This is a genomic window from Brachyspira sp. (assembly GCF_029258575.1).
Taxonomy (GTDB): Bacteria; Spirochaetota; Brachyspiria; order Brachyspirales; family Brachyspiraceae; genus Brachyspira.
Genome location: NZ_JARHYI010000154.1, coordinates 16253 through 33054, shown reverse-complemented (window position 1 = coordinate 33054; position 16802 = coordinate 16253). Strand labels below are relative to the sequence as shown.

Annotated in this window: 14 protein-coding genes; 8 read left to right on the top strand and 6 right to left on the bottom strand. The window is 26.7% G+C overall.

Going from position 1 to position 16802, the window contains the following annotated elements; translation table 11 throughout:
* Positions 1 to 15: 15 nt before the first annotated feature.
* Positions 16 to 1620, bottom strand: coding sequence for a peptide ABC transporter substrate-binding protein (locus Q1J76_RS12200; protein ID WP_300370877.1), 1605 nt, complete (start codon positions 1618 to 1620; stop codon positions 16 to 18).
* 587 nt (positions 1621 to 2207) lie between these two features.
* Here Q1J76_RS12200 and Q1J76_RS12195 point away from each other — a divergent pair.
* The 8 genes from Q1J76_RS12195 (at position 2208) to Q1J76_RS12155 (ending at position 12339) form a co-directional block, all read left to right on the top strand.
* On the top strand, positions 2208 to 3554 hold the full coding sequence (locus tag Q1J76_RS12195) for a butyryl-CoA:acetate CoA-transferase (protein ID WP_300370874.1): 1347 nt from the start codon (positions 2208 to 2210) through the stop codon (positions 3552 to 3554).
* 65 nt (positions 3555 to 3619) lie between these two features.
* Positions 3620 to 5539, top strand: a complete 1920-nt coding sequence (locus tag Q1J76_RS12190) for an acyl-CoA dehydrogenase family protein (RefSeq protein ID WP_367182151.1) — start codon at positions 3620 to 3622, stop codon at positions 5537 to 5539.
* A gap of 37 nt (positions 5540 to 5576) precedes the next feature.
* On the top strand, positions 5577 to 6791 hold the full coding sequence (locus Q1J76_RS12180) for an FprA family A-type flavoprotein (protein ID WP_300370871.1): 1215 nt from the start codon (positions 5577 to 5579) through the stop codon (positions 6789 to 6791).
* 160 nt (positions 6792 to 6951) lie between these two features.
* Positions 6952 to 8571: a hypothetical protein gene (locus tag Q1J76_RS12175; RefSeq protein WP_300370868.1), complete on the top strand. Its 1620-nt coding sequence runs from the start codon at positions 6952 to 6954 to the stop codon at positions 8569 to 8571.
* Positions 8572 to 8650: 79 nt separating this feature from the next.
* Positions 8651 to 9727 (top strand): peptide chain release factor 1, encoded by a 1077-nt coding sequence (prfA, locus tag Q1J76_RS12170; RefSeq protein ID WP_300370865.1) that lies wholly within the window; start codon positions 8651 to 8653, stop codon positions 9725 to 9727.
* A 20-nt stretch (positions 9728 to 9747) separates the two neighbouring features.
* A complete protein-coding gene (locus Q1J76_RS12165; RefSeq protein ID WP_300370862.1) occupies positions 9748 to 10437 on the top strand; it encodes a hypothetical protein in 690 nt (229 codons plus the stop codon).
* Positions 10438 to 10465: 28 nt separating this feature from the next.
* Entirely contained in the window at positions 10466 to 11899 is a 1434-nt protein-coding gene (locus tag Q1J76_RS12160; protein ID WP_300370859.1) for a spiro-SPASM protein, read from the top strand.
* A gap of 95 nt (positions 11900 to 11994) precedes the next feature.
* Positions 11995 to 12339: a hypothetical protein gene (locus Q1J76_RS12155; RefSeq protein ID WP_300370856.1), complete on the top strand. Its 345-nt coding sequence runs from the start codon at positions 11995 to 11997 to the stop codon at positions 12337 to 12339.
* On the opposite strand, the gene Q1J76_RS12150 is transcribed toward Q1J76_RS12155, so the two are convergent.
* The 5 genes from Q1J76_RS12150 to uxaC form a co-directional block, all read right to left on the bottom strand.
* Positions 12336 to 13322 (bottom strand): sugar phosphate nucleotidyltransferase, encoded by a 987-nt coding sequence (locus tag Q1J76_RS12150; RefSeq protein ID WP_300370853.1) that lies wholly within the window; start codon positions 13320 to 13322, stop codon positions 12336 to 12338. The genes Q1J76_RS12155 and Q1J76_RS12150 overlap by 4 nt on opposite strands.
* A gap of 73 nt (positions 13323 to 13395) precedes the next feature.
* On the bottom strand, positions 13396 to 13950 hold the full coding sequence (locus Q1J76_RS12145) for a DJ-1 family glyoxalase III (protein ID WP_300370850.1): 555 nt from the start codon (positions 13948 to 13950) through the stop codon (positions 13396 to 13398).
* A 71-nt stretch (positions 13951 to 14021) separates the two neighbouring features.
* Complete coding sequence (locus Q1J76_RS12140) at positions 14022 to 14600, bottom strand: tetratricopeptide repeat protein (RefSeq protein WP_300370847.1); 579 nt, start codon at positions 14598 to 14600, stop codon at positions 14022 to 14024.
* 91 nt (positions 14601 to 14691) lie between these two features.
* On the bottom strand, positions 14692 to 15318 hold the full coding sequence (locus Q1J76_RS12135) for a bifunctional 4-hydroxy-2-oxoglutarate aldolase/2-dehydro-3-deoxy-phosphogluconate aldolase (protein WP_300370844.1): 627 nt from the start codon (positions 15316 to 15318) through the stop codon (positions 14692 to 14694).
* Positions 15319 to 15369: 51 nt separating this feature from the next.
* Positions 15370 to 16776 carry a glucuronate isomerase gene (uxaC, locus tag Q1J76_RS12130; protein WP_300370841.1) on the bottom strand — a complete coding sequence of 469 codons (1407 nt, stop codon included), beginning with the start codon at positions 16774 to 16776 and terminating at the stop codon, positions 15370 to 15372.
* Positions 16777 to 16802 lie beyond the last annotated feature (26 nt).

The following is a 16802-nucleotide window of genomic DNA, read 5'->3' as shown; positions in this document are numbered from 1 at the left end:
CTCCTAAATATTTATTTAATTTTTTATATATGAATAATGAAATCTATATCTACCAAGCGGATTAAAAACAGCATCTTTTAATTTCGGACTTATCATAAAAGGATCCATTCTATAAATTATAGGTATTATAGGCATATAATCAAATAGTATATCTTCAGCTTCATGTAAAAACTTCATTCTTGTTTCTTGATTATTTGTTTTAGATGCTTTTTCTATTAAATCATTATATTCTTTACTATTAAATCCCGTATGATTTACTGAACTTAATTCTGAGAAGAAATTAAGCATTGCCATAGGATCACTATAATCTGCAGTCCATCCTGTTCTTGCCAAATCATAATTTTTTTCTGCCATAGCCTGATATGTAACATTATATTCTTCAGATTTTATAGTAACATCTATATTTAAATTCTTTTTATACATATCCTGTATAGCTTCGCATATAGTAGTAAAATAACCTGGAGTTGTTCTTATTTCTAATACAGGGAAATTTTCTCCATTTGTATATCCAGCCTCTTCCATTAATTGCTTCGCTTTTTTGATATTTTCTTCATAATTATCATAATCTATATAATTACCTCCATTTTCTCTGAAGTCTCCATTATAATCATCCATATTAGGAGCTACAAATGCACCTGCAGGTATCTGATTCATTTTTGTTATATTTGATATTATATATTTTCTATCAAATGCAAGCGATAGAGCTTTCCTAACATTTTGATTGGTTAATACACCTTTAGATGAATTTATTTCAAGAAAGTAAATTCCATAAGCAGGCTCTTGAAGTATATATTTTTCTTTTATTAAGGCAGGTATCTCAGCTATAGGAGCCTCTACAACAGAAAATTGTAAATCTCCTGATTTCATAGCAGCCAAAGCAGTATTAGAATCGTCCATTATAAGTACATTTATCTTTTTTGCAATTATTGAATCTTTATCATAATAATTAGTATTAACTTCCATTACTATTTTTTCATCTATTTTTCTTTCTGTCATCATATATGCCCCATTAACAATATATGTTTCAGGGCTTCTGCTCCATTCATCACCGTATTTTTCTATTATATCTTTTCTAACAGGAAAATATGGGCTACTTACTGATATATATTCCAAGAAATAAGGAGTAGGATTTTCCAATACAATTTCTAAAGTATATTCATCTATAGCTTTTACTTTTAATTCATCAATTGGTAATTTTCCGCTTAATATCAATCTTGCATTCTTTATAACATTAAGCATATGAGAATAAGCTGCCGCTGTTTTAGGATCAGCTGCTCTTTTTAATGCATATGTAAAATCATAAGCAGTAACAGGCATTCCATCAGACCATTTAGCATTAGTTCTTATATGAAATGTATAAGTTAATTCATCTTCAGATATATCCCAGCTTTCAGCCATTCCAGCTACTACATTATCTTTATTATCTCTTTTAGTTAATCCTTCAAAGAAATGAATCATATATATGGAACCAAAACTTAATGAATTAAGAGTTGGATCCAATGTTCTAGGTTCTCCTCCTAGATTTATAGATATTTCATTGTTTTTTGTTATGTTGTTTTCTTTAGCACATGAAATTATGTAAAAGATTAGAATTGAAAATAATATTATATTCTTTTTCATTTATAAATCCTCATATATATTTTATATAATTTATTAATTTTATAGATTTTAGAACTATTATATACATTTTTTTATCTATTGCTAGTATTATATTATTTTTTATTATAAGTTTTTATTAATGCTTAATGATATGTGTACATTATACCCCTATATGGTTTAATTGATATGTTTGTTTATATTGTATTTTTATAATTCTTTTTATATCATAAATAATCATTAATATTAATCATATTATTTTTTATAGTAGTATATTTAAAAAACTATAACAAGTTTATTTGAAATATATAATATTTACAATTTGGCATAAAATATGTATAAATTGCTTTATTATATTATAAAGTTTGTATAAAATATTCCTTTATATTTTTATTTTATGTTTTAATATATAATTTTATCACAATAATTCTTATATGAATGTATTCATAAGTATAATAAATTTAATAATAAAAAAGACATTTTATTATTAAAAAAAACAAAAAAAAATAATTGTATATAGAAAATCAATTGACAATTAAATTTTATTTTACTATACTAGAGTTTATTAAAACAACGATTAATTTTTTAAATATTTAAGTGGGGAGTTTTTTATGGATTTTAAAGCATTATACAAACAAAAATTAACAACAGCAGATGAAGCTGTTAAAGTTATAAAGTCTGGAGACTGGGTTGATTATGGCTGGGTAGTTGCTACAGTAATAGAATTAGATAAAGCTTTAGCAAAAAGATTGCCTGAATTAACTGATATTAATTTAAGAGGCGGTATATTAATGTGGGAGCCAGAGATTTTTAAGATAGAAAGTCCAGAGAAACATATAACTTGGAATTCATGGCATATGTCAGGTTTAGAAAGAAAAGCAGTAGACAGAGGATTCTGTTTCTATGATCCTATTCGTTATTCAGAAATGCCTAGATATTATAGAGATTTACCAAGAGGAATAGATGTAGCAATGTTCCAAGTATCAGAGATGGATGAGAACGGCTATTTCAATTTTGGTCCTAATGCTTCACATATGCAGGCTTTAATAGAAAGAGCTAAATGCGTAATAGTAGAAGTTAATAAAAATATGCCAAGATGTTTAGGTTCTGCTAATATAGGCGGAGAGGCAGTTCATATAAATCAAGTAGATATGATAGTAGAAGGAAACAACCCCCCTATAAAAGAGATGCCTGCAGGCGGAGCTACAGAAGTAGATAAAACAGTAGCTAAACTTATAGTAGAAGAGATTCCTAATGGAGCTTGTTTACAATTAGGTATAGGAGGTATGCCTAATGCTGTAGGTTCATTAATAGCAGAATCTGATTTGAGAGATTTGGGTGTTCATACAGAGATGTATGTAGATGCTTTCGTTGATATCTCTTTAGCAGGAAAAATTACTGGTTCTAAAAAGAATATAGATAAGGGAAGACAAACTTATGCATTCGGTGCTGGTACTAAGAAATTATATGATTATTTACATAATAATCCAGAATGTTTATCAGCTCCTGTAGATTATACCAATGATGTAAGAGTAATATCTTCTATAGATAATTTCATGTCAATAAACAATGCTGTAGAAGTAGACTTATTTGGTCAGGTAAGTGCTGAGTCTACAGGATTCAAACATATAAGCGGAGCAGGTGGACAATTAGACTTCGTATTAGGTGCTTATTTATCTAAAGGTGGTAAGAGTTTTATTTGTTTATCTTCTACTGTAACAGGTAAAGACGGACAATTAAAATCAAGAATAGTTCCTAGCTTTGCTAATGGTACAATAGTTACAGATACTAGATCTAATACTCATTATGTAGTAACAGAGTATGGTAAAGTAAATTTAAAAGGTTTAAGTACTTGGCAGAGAGCAGAAGCTTTGATTTCTATAGCTCATCCAGATTTAAGAGATGGCTTAATTAAAGAGGCTGAGAAAGCTAGAATTTGGAGAAAAAGCAATAAATAAATTTGAATATTGAATATCATTTTTATATACTATTAATTAAATAATATTGTTATAAGGAGAAGCAAATGTTTAAAACAACAGAAAAGCATGAACAACTTCGTGCTAAAATTAGGGCATGGGCTGAAGAAGTAATAACACCTATAGCCCATGAGTGTGACCAAACAGGTAAGTTTCCAACAGAAGCTGTGAAACAATTAGGTAAAGCTAAATTAGATATAATGGGATTGCCTTTTGACACTAAATACGGCGGTGCAGGATTTGATAATATTGCTTATGCTATAGCAGTTGAAGAACTTTCAAGAGTTGATGGTACTATGGGCGTAATTTTATCAGCTCATTGTTCTTTAGGAAGTTATCCTATTTTTGCTTTCGGTACAGAAGAGCAAAAGAAAAAATATTTAGTTCCTCTTGCTGAAGGTAAGAAATTAGGTGCTTTCGGTTTGACTGAGCCTGAAGCTGGTTCTGATGCAGGTGGTACAGAAACTACTGCTGAATTAAAAGGTGATCACTACATATTAAATGGTGAAAAAATCTTCATCACTAACTCTATAGAAGCAGAAACTTATGTAGTATTTGCTGTTACTACTCCTGGTATCGGTACTAAAGGTATCAGTGCTTTCATCGTAGAAAAAGGTTGGGAAGGTTTTGAGTTTGGTGAAAAATATGATAAATTAGGTATTCGTGCTTCTGCTACAGCTCAATTACTATTTGACAATGTAAAAATTCCTAAAGAAAACCTACTTGGTAAAGAAGGACAAGGTTTTAAAATTGCAATGCAAACTCTTGATGGTGGTCGTATAGGTATTGCTGCTCAGGCATTAGGTATTGCTCAAGGTGCTTATGAAGCTGCTATAGCTTATTCTAAAGAAAGAATACAGTTTGGTCGTCCTATCGCTCAGCAACAAGCTATTGCTTTCAAACTTGCTGATATGGCTACTAAATTACGTGCTGCTAGACTTCTTATATATAGTTCTGCTGCTATGAAAGACAGACATGAGCCTTATGGTACTGAGTCTGCTATGGCTAAATTATACGCTTCTGAAATAGGTTTGGAAGTTGTAAACCAAGCACTTCAAATCCATGGTGGTAATGGATTCATCAAAGGTGCTTATATAGTAGAAAGAGCTTATCGTGATGCTAAGATTTGTACTATTTATGAAGGTACAAGTGAAATACAAAAAGTTGTTATTTCTGCATCTATACTTGGTAAAATGCCTAAATCTCCTGTTGCTGTTGCTGGTCCTATGGTTAAAAAAGGTCCTATCACAGGTGAAAGAAGAAATATCATCTTCAAAGAAGGTTCAGCTCAAGATAAAGTTGATGCTTTAGTAGCTGCTCTTAAGAAAGACGGAATAGACTTCTCTGTAGGTATCGATATCAATACTCCTATTATCAATGCTGAAAGAGTAGTAAGTGCTGGTAAAGGTATTGGTGCTAAAGAAAATATGAAATTAGTTGAAGATTTAGCTAAAGCTGCTGGTGCTGCTATAGGTTGTTCACGTCCAGTAGCTGAAGAATTGAAATACTTACCTATCATTAGATATGTTGGTATGTCTGGTCAAAAATTCAATGGTAACTTATATATAGCTTGTGGTATTTCTGGTGCTAACCAACACTTGAAAGGTATTAAAAATGCTTCTATTATTGTTGCTATCAATACGAAAGGATCTGCTAAAATCTTCAAAAATGCTGACTATGGTATCGTTGGAGATGTGAAAGAGATTCTTCCATTACTTACTAAGGCTCTTGATACAGGTGCTAAGAAACCTGCAGAAGTACCATTCAAGAAAATGAAGAAAATTACTCCTAAGAAAACAATCGAAATACCTAAAATCTATGTATGTTCTGGTTGTGGTTATGAGTATAATCCATTCATTGGTGATCCAGAAGCAGAAATAGCTCCAGGTACAGACTTTACAGCTCTTCCAGATGAATGGATATGTCCTGAATGTAGTGAAGAAAAATCTACTTTCATTAAAGCTTAATAAAATATATGCAATAAATTAAGAAGGAGGCAAAATAATGCATTGCGTTAGAAAAGTTACTGATGATTTATATTGGGTTGGAGCGAATGAACATCGTTTAGCTCTATTTGAAAACGTTCACCCTTTAACTAAAGGTGTTTCATATAATTCTTATCTTTTAATGGATGACAAAACTGTTCTTTTTGATACAGTTGACTGGGCTGTTTGCAGACAATTCCTAGACAATATAGCTCATGTTCTTAATGGTAAAAAATTAGATTATATGATTATTAACCATATGGAACCAGATCATGCTGCTTCTATAGAAGAAGTTTTGCTTCGCCATCCAGAAACTCAAGTTATAGCTACTGAAAAAGCTTTTATGTTTATGGATCAGTTTGGATTTACTATTGCTGAAGATAAAAAAATCCAAGTTAAAGAAGGCGATTCTAAAAAATTCGGTAAGCATGAAATATCTTTCGTTGGTGCTCAAATGGTACACTGGCCTGAAGCTATGGTTAGCTTTGATACTACTAATGGAGTATTATTCTCTGCTGACGCTTTTGGTACTTTCATTTCTTTAGACGGAAGATTATTCAATGACGAAGTTAATTTCGATAGAGATTGGTTAGATGAGGCTAGAAGATATTATACTAACATCGTTGGTAAATATGGTCCTCATGTACAGCATTTACTTAAAAAAGCTGGCGGTATTATTGACAAAATTAAAATGTTCTGTCCTTTACATGGACCAGTTTGGAGAAGCAATTTAGGTTATATACTTGATAAGTATAACAAATGGAGTACTTATGAGCCTGAAGAAAAAGGTGTATTAATCGTTTATGCTTCTATGTACGGTAATACTGAAGATATGGTAGGTATTTTAGCTTGCAGATTAGCTGAAAGAGGAATTACTAATATATCTATGTATGATGTATCAAAAACTCATGTTTCTTACTTGATTTCTGATACTTTCAAATTGAGCCATATTGTTTTAGCTTCTGTTACTTATAACTTGAACATATATCCTCCTATGAAAGATTATCTTCATGACATGGCTGCTCTTAATGTTCAAAAACGTAAGTTCGCTATAATTGAAAATGGTTCTTGGGCTCCTAAATCTGGTTCTTTGATGCAGGAATTTGTTGAAAATAACTTGAAACAATGCGAAGTTTTAGATGCTCAGATTTCAGTTTCTTCTTCTTTCAAATCAGCTAACGTTGGTGAGATGGATGCTTTAGTAGATGCTTTAGTAGAATCTATTAATAAATAATCTTAGATTTTAATATCTATATCAATAAAGTCCGATTCAGGTTTCAAACTTGAATCGGATTTTTTATTAAATAATTTTTTAATTTTTACGAAAATAAAAATAATATAAAAAATAAAGTTTGAAATATGTAATTAATATAATTTTAAGGAAATAATTTGTTATGGTGAGTATTAAAAGACAAAGACAGATTAAATTATTCTTTATATTATCTATTATATTAATTGCATTAATATCTATATTCCTTATAATAGGATATTTTCCTTACGGTTTGCATAAAAAAAATATGTCTGAAATTAAGATGCCTAAAGATAATATTGCTTATGTAAGTGTAAAAAGTTTAGATAAAAGTATACTTAAATTTTCTGATTCAATATATGCTTATAGAATATCTCATGATGAATCTATGTATGATTTTTCTATTTTACTTAGAACTGTAGATGCTTTTTCTCAAAAAATAAAAACAAATGAAAATTTTGTAATTAGATTGGCTTCTAAACCTATATTAAAAAGAAATGCTGCTTTACTTTTTTGGGGATATAATGGTAATTTAAATAATGCTGAAATTTTTTATTTATTTGATGTAGGAAAATTGAATGCATTTATACTAAATTATTTTTTCAATTTAAAAGAAGTTAATATAAATAATACTATATATGAAGTAAAGAAAATTAATTATAATAAAAATAAAATATATGCTTTAGATAATGGAAATCCTTATTTGTTTTTCACATTTTATAAGGGGCTTTTAATATCATCTAAAAATTTTAATCATATTAAAAAATTAATTGACTTCTTAACTTCAAATATAAATGGTCTTAATGAAATACAATTATTAAATAGAGTAGGAAGTCAGTATGATTCTGATATTGCTTTTTATATTAATAAAAAATTATTTGATTATAATAAATGCGAGGGATCTTTATTATTTACACCATTAAATTATTTTGTTAATGTTAATAATATATATGGAAATGTGAAAATAAATAATGATAATGGTTTAATGGATATTTTTGTAGATTATGAATATGGCGGTTCAGATAGATATTCGCTTTATAATTTAGACGGGCAGATAGATATACAAAATTATTTATCTAAAGAAAGTACTGTTATGTATTTTGGTTTAAAATCATATTTGGCGGGGCTTTACCCTATAATATACAATGATTTGAAAATTAATCATAATAATAAACTTTCTTCTGAATTATATAATCTATTTACAAAAATGAATGATATTTATTCATTTGGAAGTATTATAAATGATTTATACGGAGAGATGGCTATTGCTTATATAGAATCAAAAAAATCTGAATTGATTTACCCTATTATTATTTGTAATATTGAAAATGATACTTCTTTACTTCCTAAATTGGAAATAAAATTATTAGAAAAATATCCTGATTTAATAAAGAAAGAGAGAAATTATAATAATAAATTTATATATTCTTATGATTTAAATAATGGAAATAAACTTCATTATACTTTTATAGATAAAGTATATTTTGCTAGTGAAGATGAAAGAGCTATAGAAACCGTAATAGATAATAGTTATGAAAAAGAATCTTTAGATAATTATATAAAATCTCAAATTTCTAAAAATATAAATCCTGATTATATATTCACTATACAGCTTTCTAAATCTCAAAATATATTAAGATATTTTAATATACCTCTTAGAACTTGGAGTTATCCTAATACTATTATAGTAGGATCCGCTATCAATTCTAATTATACTCATATTAATATAGATTTTAAAGCTAATTTTAATAGTGTAAATAAATAGTTATCTGAATTATAATAGTTGATAAATATGATTATTTATATATAATTAATTATTATTTTTTTGGAGTGAAATTTATTTTATGTCAATAATTGATAAACTGTCATTGGTTGAAAATACATATGAAGATATAGTTCAGAAACTTAATGATGCTAATATAAAAGATAATAGAGTAATACAAGATTTGATGAAAAAAAAGTCTGAAATAGAGGATATAGTAGAAGAGTATAAAAAACTTAAAGTAGTATTGAAAGAAATAGAAGAATCTAATGATATTATTAATAATCCTGATACTGATAAAGAGCTTAAAGATATGGCATTGTTGGAAATAGAGGAGCTTAATAAAAAGAAAGAAGATATAATAAATGATCTTAGACTTCTTTTGTTACCTAAAGATAAAAATGACGGTAAAAATATCATTGTAGAAATTAGGGTAGGTACTGGAGGAGATGAATCTGCATTATTTGTGGGAGATTTATTTAGAATGTACACACGCTTTATAGAGAGAACAAATTTAAAAATGGAAATAATAGATACAAGTCCTACAGAGCTTGGTGGATATAAAGAGGTAATATTTTCAGTATCAGGAAAAGATGCCTATAGAACATTAAAATTTGAAAGCGGTACCCATAGAGTTCAGAGAATACCTACTACCGAATCAGGGGGAAGGATACATACATCTGCTTCTACAGTTGCCGTTATGCCTGAAGCTATGGAAAGCGATGTTGTTATAAAAGATGAGGATATAAGAGTTGATATATTTCGTTCTAGCGGACCTGGTGGGCAGTCGGTTAATACTACAGACAGTGCTGTGAGGATTACACATTTACCTACGGGATTGGTTGTGCAGTGTCAGGATGAAAAGAGTCAGCATAAAAACAAGGCAAAAGCTTTAAAAGTTTTAAGGGCTAGAATATATGAAAAAGAAGAGGCTGAAAGAAAGGCTAAAGAGGCTAAAGAAAGAAGGGAACAGATTGGCTCTGGAGATAGAAGTGAGAGAATAAGAACTTATAATTTCCCTCAAAATAGAGTTACAGATCATAGAATAAATGTTACTTTATATAAGCTGGATAGATTTATGGACGGTGAGATTACAGAGATAACTGATGCTTTATTTAAAAAAGAACAAGAGGATATGCTCGCCTCTTATTCGGATTAATTATTTTTTGGATATTTTTTATGATGAAAGATATTGAAGATATTTTAGGCGAAGAGAAAATTATTCTCGATATTCATGATGATGATCCTATTATTAGATATATAAATAGTTTTGATAATGTTTTATATTCTGATTATTTCTATAGTACAGATTCTGATTCTTGTATTGGATTATTTGCTTATATTAAAGATGATAAGTATTTATTTGGGGAATTCGGTTTTTTCAAAGAGAATAGAGAGGAATTAAAATTTGTAGTTAGTGATTATCCTGTTCATGCTACAGTTACTAATTATGAACTTACTAATGATAAATTTAATGATATACTTAATTTACATAATATATTTATGGAGCAGTTTTTTTATTTGCTTGGAAAAAATAAATTGAGCGATATTAAAGCTATGTCTTTAAAAAAGATATCTTTAGATGAGTATATAGAAATTTTTCCGCATAGATATATAAATAATAGAATTAAAATGAATAAAAAAAAATACCATCAAATTTATTTTGATGGAATATATGAATATTTATCCTATAGATGTAGCTACTGCGGTTCTACAGATTTTTATAGAATAATAAATAATGATATTAATAATTTGAAGAAGATAGATATTGATGAATTATATGATAATAATATTCAAGATGGTTTATATATTTGTGGTGCATGCAATTTGATATCAAGAAGTCCTAATAATATTATGGATTATATTTAAATAATTTTTATATGATAAGAGGTAAAAAATGAGCTTTTTAATATTAGCTGATAAATCTTTTAATAATGGGTTTTCTAACAAATTTGATGATATCTTTAATGATAAGATTAATATTTTAAAAGATAAATTAAACTGTGATGTTAAATATATAGAAAATAATGATATTGAAAAGATAGATAATTATTTGAATAATATATATAAAGAAAGTGAAAATTATGATAATATAATTTATATACCATGTAATATGCCTTTATTTAATATAGATGAAACTGTAAAGCTTAGTAAAATACATGAAGATAATATATCTTATTTCAGTTATGGAGAAAACTATCCTTCTGGAATAATTCCTTTTATAATAAGAAGAAATGCTTTTGAAAAATTATTTAATATTATAAAAACAAAGGATATTAAAGTATCTGAAAATGCTATAAGTAATATTGTATTTGTTGATCCGAATTTTTTTGAAATAGAAATATTAATATCTGAACATGATATGAGATATTATAGACTTTCTCTTTTTGCAAATAGTAAAAGAAATTCTATTTTGATAGAAAAACTTATTAATTATAAGAATTATGATGAAATGGTAAAGGTAATAGAAGAAAATCCAAGTATTAGAAGAACATTACCTTCATTTATAGAGATAGACATAAATAATAAGCAAAATGTTATTAGTAAGTATTTATTAAAAAGTCAATTTTCAATTTCAAAAGAAGAAAAGAATATTACATTTGAAGAGTTTAAAATTATTTATGATAAGATTTATGATTTTTGTGATGATTTTCATATGTCTATAGGAAGTTATTATGAACCTCTTTTAAATAAAGATATTTTTGATATATTAGATTATTCTACTAGAAATAAAGATGTTAATATATATTTAGAAACTAATGCTTTACTTCTTGATAGTGAAACGGCTAAGAAATTATTATCTATGCAGTCTGATAGAGATAATTTGCATGTTATTATACATTTGGATGCGATTGATGAGAATGTTTATAATAGTATATATGATAATAGTGATATGAAAACTATTATATCTAATATAGATTATTATTTGCTTAGAGAGCCTAAAAATACTTATTTGCAAATAGTAAAGCAGAAGGATAATTTTGATTATTTGTCTTCATATTATAAATATTTTGATAAGTATAAAAAAATAGAGATTATAATGCAGAAATATTATACTTATAGAGGCATTGTAGAGGATAATAGGGTAGGGGATATGGCACCTCTTATTAATATAGGATGCTGGCATTTGGCTAGAGATTTATTTATAGATTCTTATGGGGATATTTATATTTGCCGATTTGATATAAATAGAGAAAAAAAGATAGCTTCTATATATGATGAGAGTTTGGAGAATATATGGAAGTCATTAGAAAATTATTTTATAGATAATGCTTGTAAGAAATTAGATTTTTGTAAAAATTGTGATGAATGGTATTTATATAATTTTTAATTATGGGAAATATATTAGTAAAATATTTAGAATTTGTTTTGGCTTGCTATGTAGTAAGATTTTTATCAGTTAGATTTGTATCGGAATTTCAATTTGTGAAAAAATTTTATTATAGAAGAGAGATACTTCCTGGTGTTAGAAATTGGAATAATAGAATGAAAATGCTTTATTATATTGAGTTTTTTTCTTTTATACAAAGTGTATTAGTAGCTTTATTTTTTATAGTATTTTTTTACTTTATTCCTTTAAAAGATCATGTTAAACTTATAATATGTTTTTTGATGTATTCACTTCTTATTATTGCTGATAAGGTAAGATTTTCTATAATGCTTACCAATTATCCACATTCGCTTTTAATGATGGATACAGCTATATTTTTATTTATAAGTCTTTTGCAATTTATAGTTATGGCGTTTATGAATGCTACATTACATTTTTAATTTTGTTCTATAGTAATAGAAGCACCTATATCCATAGAATGTGTTTTTCCTTTATATGTTACTTTTTCAGATATAATGGAATTGTCTATAAAAGCATTTGACATATTAACTTCTTCAAATATAATGCAGTTTTTTAATATAGAATTTTCTATTTTAGAATTTGTTCCTATATGTACATAAGGACCTATTACAGAATTTTCTATTTTTACATCTTTATCTATAAATACAGGAGGTATTATAGCAGTATCTTTTATACCTTTACTTAATATTTCATGTTTAATTATATTTCGGTTTGTTTCTATCATAGTAGATTTTTCACCACAGTCATACCAACCATCTAATTTGAATGTTTTAAATAAAATACCTTTTTCTATCATATATTGCAAGGCATCGGTAAGCTGATATTCATTTTTTGTTTTTATATTATTTTTTATAATGTATTCTATTGCTTCAAACAATTCTTTTGTATTAACGATATTGTACATACCAGTAAGAGCCAAATTACTTATAGGTTCTTGAGGTTTTTCTATCAATTTTGTTATTACTCCATTTTCATTAAGAATGGCTATTCCAAATCTGCTAGGATTATCAACTTCACATACTCCAAGAGCATTTTCATTTTTACTCACTATATTAGATAAATTCAATTTGAATATAGTATCTCCAAGAATAATAAATATTTTATCATCATTATTTATATAATCTTTTGTGAGATATATAGCATGTGCTAAGCCCTTATATTCTTTTTGTTCTACAAATGTTAATTTAATATTTTTGTATTTATTAGTTAGATATTCTATCATATGGTCTTTTAAATATCCAACTATAAATATTATTTCATCTAAATCACCTATTGAAGATATTTCTTTCATTATAAAATCTATAATAGTAGCCCCTGCTATTGGTAGTATTGGTTTTGGTTTTGTAATGGTATGAGGTCTTAATCTAGTACCTTCCCCAGCTGCTGGTATAATAACTTTCAATTTTTAATCCTTAAAAAAAATCTTTTATATATAATAATATATATAAAAGATTTTTTAAATCAATATTATTTTTTTATTTTATTAATTGTATCAATAGAGAATTCGATAATTCTTCATTAGAACCATTTAAATATTTTACTAATTCCAAAGCAAAAAATACTGTAGTAGCAGGTCCTTTTGAAGTTATAACATTATCATTACATACCACCAAATCTTTTTCTACATACTCTCCACCTTTTACCATACTTTCACAGCTAGGATAGCAAGTATATTTTCCTTTAATTACTCCAGCCTCTCCTAAAACTATAGGAGAAGCACATATTGCAGATACTAATTTTTTATCTTCATACATAGTTCTAAGTTTTTCTATAATTCTCATATCAGATTTTAAATTATTCATTGCTCCCATTCCACCTGCAAGTGCTATAGCATCAAAATCATAATTCATTATTTTTTCTAAACTAGTATCAGCTTTAACATTAATATTATGAGCTCCATTTACTTCTAAATTATCAGTTAAAGAAGCAGTTACAACCTCTATATTTGCTCTTCTTAAAACATCAATAATAGTTATAGCTTCAATTTCTTCAAAACCTTCAGCCAATGGAACTAAAACTTTTTTTGACATAATTAATAAACTCCTTTTATAATAATTTAATATTATAATATTTTATATTTTCAATATTGCAAGTTACTGTTTTACAAGTTTAATTTTTCTATAGCTTTTTCATATCCTAAATCAGAAGATTTTTTTAAATATTTTTGAGCTTTTGAAATATATTTTTCTTTTCTTTCATTTTCTTTTTCATGATCTGAAATTATGGTATATAGTTTATATAAATCATAGTATGCTATATAATCTTCTAAATTAAATTCTAAAGTTTTCTTTAAATATTTAATAGCTTTTTTATATTTTTTCTTTTTTCTATATATAACAGACATCAAATAATAAGCATCTGAATATGCTTCATTTTTTATAAAAACTTTTTCCAAATCTTCTATTGCCTTATCATATTCTTCTTTTGCTATATAAATTTCTGCTCTGTAATAGTATACATCGCTATCATGGGGATATATTTCTATAGATCTATTATATGTATCTATAGCTTTATCATATTCTTTTATATCATAATATATTCTAGCCAAATTATGATAGGCGTCTAAATTATTATTATCCAGTTCTATAACTTTATTCAAATCATCAATAGCTTCATTATATTTTTTATTTTGAATATTACTCAATGCACTATAAAAATATTTATTATCTTCACTAATCATATTATATACTTTCCTAATTTTATATTATAATTATCAATTATATAAAAAATAATAAGTGAATGCAAATTTATTTTAACATATATTATCAATTTTATAGCTCTTTTATTAATTTATAAGCCTCTTCAAATCTTCTTTTTATCTCCTTCCAATTTTTTTCTTCCATTAGATTTTTAGGACATAACCAAGAACCGCCACATGCAAATACATGTTTGTTTTGTAAGTATTCTTTTACATTATTAATACTTACTCCTCCCAAAGGCATAAATTTTACACCAGTATGCTGATAAACAGGAGCTATATTTTTTATCCAGTCTATTCCTCCAAAAAGTCCTGCATGAAAAAATTTGATATATTTATGTCCGTAAACTAAACATTGTTCAATCTCAGAAGGTGTTGCAGCACCTGGTATATAATCATAATTTTTATTTTTAGCATATTCCAGCATTACAGGTTGGAAGCCCGGACTTATTATTATATTTGTACCTAAATCCAATATTCTATCAACTTGTTCAGTATTCAAAACAGTGGCAGCAGCTCTTGGAAGTGATGGATAGTCTTTAGCTAATATTTCTAAAGCCTTATATCCATATTCAGTTCTAAGTGTTAATTCTATAGAAGGAAGAAACTCCAAACAAAGTTCTGCTATATTTCTTATTTCTTCTTCATTTTCTACAACTACTACAGGTATTATTTTATTTTGTATATATTGTTCTAACATATAAAAAAACTCCGTGAAATATATTAAATTAATGTTTATAATTTATCATATTTAACTGTTAAAATAAATATTAGAATTATTAAAACATATATTTTCTATAATATTTCCTAAATATTTAATATCATTTGGAATTTCTCCATTTTCAGCCCATTGTCCTATTATATTGCATAATATTCTTCTAAAATATTCATGTCTTGAATATGATAAAAAACTTCTTGAATCTGTAAGCATTCCTACAAATAAACCTAATGAACCTGTGTTTGCAAGAATTGTAATTTGTTCTTCCATACCGTCTTTATTATCTAAAAACCACCAAGCCGAACCGAGCTGCATTTTTCCTTTAATTCCTTCTTCCTGAAAACATCCCATAAGTGCGGATATAGGATAATAATCTTTATGATTAAGACTATAGAAAATAATTTTTGGAAGTCCACTTTCATTATCAGCATTTTTCAATAACAATGAAAGTTTTTCTATTATATTAGAATCTCCTATAGAATCATATCCTGTATCTGTTCCTAATTTTTTGAACATTATTTCATTATTGTTTCTCATTGCTGAAATATGTATCTGCATAACTAAATTTGATTCTTTATATTTTTTTATTAATTTCATTAGTATATAAGTTTTATATTTTTCTATATCTTCTAATGTTAATGTTTCTTTTCTTATAGCCTTTTTAAAAATATCATTAATATTTTTTTCATTCTCTAAATTGAATGGAACTCTTGATAATGAACAATCACTTGATACACATCCTAAACTTTTGAAATAATCAATTCTGTTATATAATGCTTCAATTAATGATTCTATATCAATTATCTTTACTGAGCTTAAATCTGATAGTTTTTTTATATATTCACTGAAGTCAGGCATTTCTATATTTATATATTTATCAGGTCTGAAAGAAGGCAGAACTTTCGTATCTATTTTTCCTATTTTTGCATTTCCTTCATTTATTAATTTATGATATTCTAAATTATCAGTAGGATCATCTGTTGTTCCTATAGTGTGAACTCTAAATTTTTTTAGAATATCTTTAACAGTCATATTCTGCAATTTTTTATTAGCTTCATTCCATATAATATCTGCATTATCATCATTGATTATTTCATAAATATCAAAATACCTCTGAAGTTCTAAATGACTCCAATGATATAGAGGATTTCCTATTAAATTTGGTATAGTTTTTACCCAAGCTCTAAACTTATCATAATCAGATGCATTTCCTGTTATAAATTTTTCTTCTATACCATTAGCCCTCATCATTCTCCATTTATAATGGTCAGCATAAAGCCATATTTCTGTTATATTTTTAAAAGTTTTATTCTCAGCAATTTCTTTTGTATTTAAATGGCAATGATAATCAAATATAGGGCATTTTTCTGCAAAATCATGAAAAAGAGTTTTTGATGTTTCATTATACAGCAGAAAATCTTTATCCATAAAAGTTTTCATAATGTTATCCTTTTGTTTATGTATAT